General features: G+C 72.1%; 4 protein-coding genes. 2 read left to right on the top strand and 2 right to left on the bottom strand.

Translation table 11 applies throughout. The annotated features are described in order from the left end of the window. Positions 1-162: 162 nt before the first annotated feature. On the bottom strand, positions 163-1,035 hold the full coding sequence (locus ACFFF6_RS19855) for a phytanoyl-CoA dioxygenase family protein (RefSeq protein ID WP_376983258.1): 873 nt from the start codon (positions 1,033-1,035) through the stop codon (positions 163-165). Between the two features lie 56 nt (positions 1,036-1,091). On the opposite strand from ACFFF6_RS19855, the gene ACFFF6_RS19860 reads away from it, so the two are divergent. Both ACFFF6_RS19860 and ACFFF6_RS19865 read left to right on the top strand, forming a co-directional pair. After that, on the top strand, positions 1,092-1,937 hold the full coding sequence (locus tag ACFFF6_RS19860; RefSeq protein ID WP_376983259.1) for a helix-turn-helix domain-containing protein: 846 nt from the start codon (positions 1,092-1,094) through the stop codon (positions 1,935-1,937). 62 nt (positions 1,938-1,999) lie between these two features. Further along, positions 2,000-3,235, top strand: coding sequence for a benzoate/H(+) symporter BenE family transporter (locus tag ACFFF6_RS19865; RefSeq protein WP_376983260.1), 1,236 nt, complete (start codon positions 2,000-2,002; stop codon positions 3,233-3,235). Between the two features lie 2 nt (positions 3,236-3,237). Here ACFFF6_RS19865 and ACFFF6_RS19870 read toward each other — a convergent pair whose 3' ends face one another. Continuing rightward, on the bottom strand, positions 3,238-3,909 hold the full coding sequence (locus tag ACFFF6_RS19870) for a nucleoside/nucleotide kinase family protein (protein WP_376983261.1): 672 nt from the start codon (positions 3,907-3,909) through the stop codon (positions 3,238-3,240). Positions 3,910-4,385 lie beyond the last annotated feature (476 nt).

Below are 4,385 nucleotides of genomic sequence, written 5' to 3' on the forward strand. Positions count from 1 at the left end.
AACGATTCTCCGAAGCGAGGATCTCTCCCCGTTCCCGTCCCGTTCACCGGGGCACGAGGGAAAACATTACGCCACCCACCACCCCGACGCAAGCCGGGAGGGCCTTCCAGGGACGTGTCGTGCGACACGCCCTCGCTGGTGAGGCCCTCCCGCCACATGTCGTCAGTGGTTCGTGACGACCCATCCCTCACCGCAGGTGCCTCCCATCTCGGAGGCGTCGATGCGGACCTCCTCGCCGCGCTCGTCCAGCAGGGGCTGGTAGCCGCCGGCGACCTCGCGGCTGCCCTCCGGGATGTAGTGGAAGATGAGCGAGCGCCGGAACCGGTCGGTGCTCGTGTTCGGCTTCGACCCGTGCACGAGGCTCCCGTGGAAGATGAGCATGTCCCCGGCCTTCATGTCCGTCTGCACGACCGAGAGGTGCTCGGGGATGCTCACGGTGATCGTGGTGAAGGACTCCGCAGCATCGGCCGCCTCCGGGCATTCGATCTCGTAGCGATGCGTCCCGGGCACCACTCCGAGGGCCCCGTTCTCGCCGTCGCAGTCGTCGATCGCGATCCAGGCGGCGATGCAGGTCTCCGGATGCGACTGCAGGAAGTAGTTGTCCTGGTGCATCGCCTGGCCCCGCGCGCCGGCGGGCTTGAAGTAGAACATCGACTGCGCCGCCCAGACGGGCCCGACCGCCTGCGTGACCCGGCCCATCACGCGCCGCTCGAGCATCCATCGACGGGCGAGGCGCCCGGGCTCGTGGTCGTCGCGGTGAGGCTGGATCATCCGCGGGTAGGCATGCAGCGGGTCGCCCTCGGGGATCTCGTCGAAGGCGCCGCCGCTGCCGTCGGTCTCGATGTGGGAGGTGAAGGCCTCACGCAGCTGAGCGACCTCGACGGCATCGAGGACGCCGCACAGGTGCACGGCTCCGCCCTGCTCGTAGGCTTCGGCGATGCGCCGCGGATCCGCGGTCTCGGCCTCGAGGATCACCAGCCCGGTCGGGGCGGCGCGGTCCGGATGGTCGACGGGGGTGGTCTCTGTTGCAGTCATGGTGTCAGTCTGGGACGCGCCAGGCCGCCGCGACCAGGTGATCGGAAGGCGAGAACATGGATGATCCTGCTGCGTCCCTTCAGGTGCCGGCGGTCGAGCTGCCCCCTCCCGAGACCGGCCGGGTGCTGCTGGGCGAACTCGCCCAGGGCCGCGGGTACCACGTCCGCCGTTCACGCGGCACCGAGGACTGGCTGCTCCTGCACACCGTCGCGGGCGCGGGCCTGCTGCGCGGCGAGCACGGCGCCTCCCTCCTCACGAGGCCCGGGGACGGCGTGCTCCTGCGACCGGGCACGGTGCACGACTACGGCACGGATCCCGCGAGCGGACGCTGGCAGCTGCTGTTCGCCCACGTCCAGCCGCCGCCGACCTGGCTGGCGCTGCTCGACTGGCCGCAGCCCATGCCGGGCATCGGCTGCATCCGCCTGGGCCATGAGGTCGACCAGCGCGTGCGGGAGCTGCTGCGCGGCGCCGCCCGTGCTTCGCGCCTGGCCATCGGACGTCCCGAGCTCTTCGCTCTCAACGGGCTCGAGGCGGCGCTGCTCTGGTACGACGCCCGGAACCCGCGTCGCAGCCAGCTCGACGAGCGGGTGCTCCGCGTGCTCGAGCACATCGACGCGCACCTGGCCGAGGACCTCCCCGCGGCTCGCCTCGCCGAACTCGCCCACCTCTCGCCGTCCCGTCTCGCGCACCTGTTCGCCGCTCATGTGGGCACGTCGATCGGACGGTACGTCGAGGCGCAGCGGCTCGAGCTCGCCGCGCGGCTGCTGGAGATGACAGCGCAGCCGGTGGGGGAGGTGGCGCATCGGGCAGGTTTCGAGGATCCCCTGTACTTCTCGCGCCGCTTCCGGGCCCGATACGCGGCGAGCCCCCGGATGTACCGGGAGCAGCGCCGCCCGCGCTGACCAGCAGGAGCAACCTCCGGACATCTCCACCGCGCGCGGACCGGCCCGCCTACGGTGACCTCATGCGCCCTGTGCCCGAACCCGCCGCCACGGAACCGATGCTCCGCCCCGTCAGCGCCGGCATCGTCTCCGCGCTCGTCGCGTTCTCGAGCAGCTTCGTCGTCGTTCTCGCCGGGCTCGAGGGCGTCGGCGCATCCCCTCAGCAGGCTGCGAGCGGCCTGGTCGCCGTGAGCGTCCTCATGGGCATCGGGTCGATCGCCCTGTCGCTGCGCACCCGCCTGCCGATCACGATCGCCTGGTCCACCCCCGGGGCCGCTCTCCTGGCCGGCTCGGGTGCGGCCGCCACCGGATGGAGCGCGGCGATCGGGGCGTTCCTCGCCGTGGGCGTGCTCATCATGCTCACCGGGCTCATCCCGCAGCTGTCCCGGTGGATCTCCGCGATCCCCCACTCGATCGCGCAGGCGATGCTGGCGGGCGTCCTCATGCAGCTGTGCCTGGGGCCCGTTCAGGGTCTCGCGAAGAACCCCCTCGCAGTGGCCCCCGTCGTCCTCGTCTGGCTGCTCGCCTCCCGTGCGGTCCCCCGGTGGGCATCCCCGCTGGCCTTCGCGTGCGCCGCGATCGTCGTCCTCGTGGGTCTGCGCGACGCGGCAGGGCCTCCGGCATCCGCGCTCCTGCCCCGGATCGCCCTCGAGATGCCGTCCTTCGAGCTCTCGGCGATCGTCGGGATCGCCCTTCCGCTGTACCTCGTGACCATGGCATCGCAGAACGTTCCGGGTGCCGCGGTCATGCACGGACTGGGGTACACGGTGCCATGGCGGGGATCGGTGCTCGCCACCGGTGCGCTCACCGTCATCGGTGCTCCCGCCGGGGGGCATGGGGTCAATCTGGCCGCGATCAGCGCTGCGCTGGCCGCCGGTCCGGAGGCCGGGGCGGATCGGGGTCGGCGATGGGTCGCGAGTCTCACCGCGGGCATCGTCATGGTCGGTCTGGGTCTGTGCGCGAGCGCCGCCGCGCAGCTCGTCGTGCTCGCGCCGGCGGGTGTGATCCCGGCAGTGGCGGGCCTCGCCCTCCTCGGCACCTTCGCGGCGTCGCTGCGCGGCGCCCTCACCGTGGAGGGAGAGCAGGTTCCCGCGGCCTGCGCCTTCCTCGTGGCGGCGTCCGGTCTCGCGATCGCCGGAATCAGCGCGGCGTTCTGGTCGCTCGTGGTCGGCCTCGTGCTGCACCGGGTGCTGCGTCCTCGCCGTGCGACACCAGGGACTCTCCCGCAGGCGGATCGGGATCCCGGTCCGGCGCGCTGAGCTCAGCAGACCCCGGGGCGCAGCACGGGATGCTCGAGATCCTCGTTGTCGAGGATCCAGGTCGCATGCTCGCGCGGTGCCGCCTCCGCCTCGTACACGCGCTGCCCCTCCACGTACCTGCGGTTCGATTCCGCGTCCGGGCTCGGGTCGGTGCGCCAGGGAAATCGTGCGATGCCGCGCGGCACCGTGACGGAGAATGGCGCATCGACCCAGACCGAAGCGTCCCACAGGTCCACGAGCTCAGGCCGATGCAGGAAGATCCCGTCGACGAGGACCAACGCATGGTCCGGCACGGGCGCGGGCACCCTCGCGACCGGTCGGTCCCGGGCGACGTCCCAGATCGCGGGGATGATCGGCTGACCCGCACGCAGCGGCCGGACGACGCTCTCGATGAAGGCGGCGGTGTCGAAGGATCCACGGTAGAACGCCTCGGGCCCGTCTCCCGCACGCCGTCTCTCCGCGCGCGGTCGGTGGAAGCCGTCGAAGGACACACCCATGAGGACGCGACCGCCGTCCCGGCCTCCGAGGTCGAGGAGCTCTATCACGAGGGCGGACTTCCCCACCCCGTCGTAGCCGTCGATCCCGATGAGCGCGGGGGCACCGGGCCGGACGCGACGCAGGGCGGAGAGCAGCTCCTGGAGCGCGGCTGTGCGGGCTGCGGTCGGCTGCTGCATAGGGAGAATCCTCCCTGGGCCCGCGTATCCGGTCCAGGCAGGCCCAGGCCGTGGGAGCCGTCCCTTCGGAACAGCGCTCCCTCGTGGTGGTGTGTCCGGTGCGGTGGAGTTCCGGCGAGCCGGGGTCAGGCCTCCGGAGAGCGCCGCTGGGTCCGCCTGGGACAGCCAGGGCCCAGGGAGCGGGTCCGGGGCGGGTGTGCGCGGGGTGTGGTTCTCCGTCGTGGGTGTCCGTCCGGGGGGCCTGTTCGGGAACCCGCCCGGGTTGTGGCCGGGCCTGGAGGGTGTCCCCCCGGGGAGCTGTGGGGGCGTGACACGCCTACCAAGGAAAGAGGGGGCCGTGAAACAGGGTCCCCCGGTCGTCTTCGTCCGGGACGGTAACGGGCCCTCCGGGACGGGAGCCCCCCGCGGTCGGGGGGGGTGGTCGTCTTCGCCCGGGCGTGGCGGGGGTGTGTCCTGGAATGCAGGAGAGCGGGTGA

Origin of the sequence: Brachybacterium hainanense (assembly GCF_042434575.1) — a bacterium.
Taxonomy (GTDB): domain Bacteria; phylum Actinomycetota; class Actinomycetes; order Actinomycetales; family Dermabacteraceae; genus Brachybacterium; species Brachybacterium hainanense.

Excerpts from the sequence above, each read along its gene's own strand:
- ACFFF6_RS19855 (WP_376983258.1), bottom strand. The coding sequence starts at position 1,035 with ATGACTGCAACAGAGACCACCCCCGTCGACCATCCGGACCGCGCCGCC.
- ACFFF6_RS19860 (WP_376983259.1), top strand. The coding sequence starts at position 1,092 with ATGGATGATCCTGCTGCGTCCCTTCAGGTGCCGGCGGTCGAGCTGCCC.
- ACFFF6_RS19865 (WP_376983260.1), top strand. The coding sequence starts at position 2,000 with ATGCGCCCTGTGCCCGAACCCGCCGCCACGGAACCGATGCTCCGCCCC.
- ACFFF6_RS19870 (WP_376983261.1), bottom strand. The coding sequence starts at position 3,909 with ATGCAGCAGCCGACCGCAGCCCGCACAGCCGCGCTCCAGGAGCTGCTC.